Origin of the sequence: Kineococcus indalonis, from assembly GCF_009906395.1 — a bacterium.
In the GTDB taxonomy this organism is placed as follows: Bacteria; Actinomycetota; Actinomycetes; order Actinomycetales; family Kineococcaceae; genus Kineococcus; species Kineococcus indalonis.
In genome coordinates, this window is record NZ_JAAALM010000918.1 from 1 (window position 1) to 818 (window position 818).

The 818-nt window shown below is 81.5% G+C and carries 1 protein-coding gene; it reads right to left on the reverse strand.

The window, feature by feature from the left end; genetic code table 11:
• Window positions 1-18: 18 nt before the first annotated feature.
• Window positions 19-720, reverse strand: coding sequence for a histidine phosphatase family protein (locus GTR00_RS21935; protein ID WP_166613596.1), 702 nt, complete (start codon window positions 718-720; stop codon window positions 19-21).
• Between the last annotated feature and the right edge of the window lie 98 nt (window positions 721-818).

Here is an 818-nt window from a genome sequence, read left to right on the forward strand (position 1 = left end):
CCCCCCGAGGACCGGCCCTCAGGGGGCCGGCGGGGGAGCGGTCCCGGGCGCGACCCGCTGCGGCGCGTCGCGCAGGTGCGCGGCGTCGTTGTGCCGCAGCACCAGCCACGGCCCGCGCGGGTCGCCCGGCGGCAGCGCCCGCACCTCGCCCAGGCCCGTGGGGTCCACGTGCATCCGGTGCATGACCACCCGCGGCACCGCCAGCGCGTCCACGACCGTCAGCTTCACGGGGTACATGTGGCTGACCAGCAGCACCCGCGCGCCCGGGTGCTCGGCGGCCAGCCGCTCGCGCACCCGCGCCACCCGGTCCCCGACGGCCTCCACCGACTCCCCGCCGGGCGGGGCCTGCTCGCTCTGCCGCCGCCACGCCGCCTGCTCGCCCGGCCAGCGGCGGTCCACCTCCGCGGGCGTCAGGCCCTCCCAGTCGCCGAAGTCGATCTCGCGCAGGTCGTCCTCCACGCGCAGCGGCAGGTCCAGGACGGCGGCGACCTCCTCGGCGGTCTGCCGCGCCCGCAGCACCGGGCTGCACGCCAGCACGTCCGCCCCGCCGGCCGCGCGCAGCGCCGCGGCCAGCCGGCGCGCCTGCTCCCGGCCCACCCGCGACAGCGGCGGGTTCGCGCCCGTGCACCCGCTCAGGCGCCCCTGCGCGGTGTGCGCGGTCGCCCCGTGCCGGGCCAGCAGGAACGTCGTCCCCGCCGCCGCCGTCGTGCTCGTGCCCACCGGGCCCTCCCGTCGCCGCGCCCCGGGCCGCTCCCGGGCGGGCCGCATCCTCGCGCACCCCCGCCCGGCGGGGCCGCCGCGGGGGTGCGGTCCAGGAG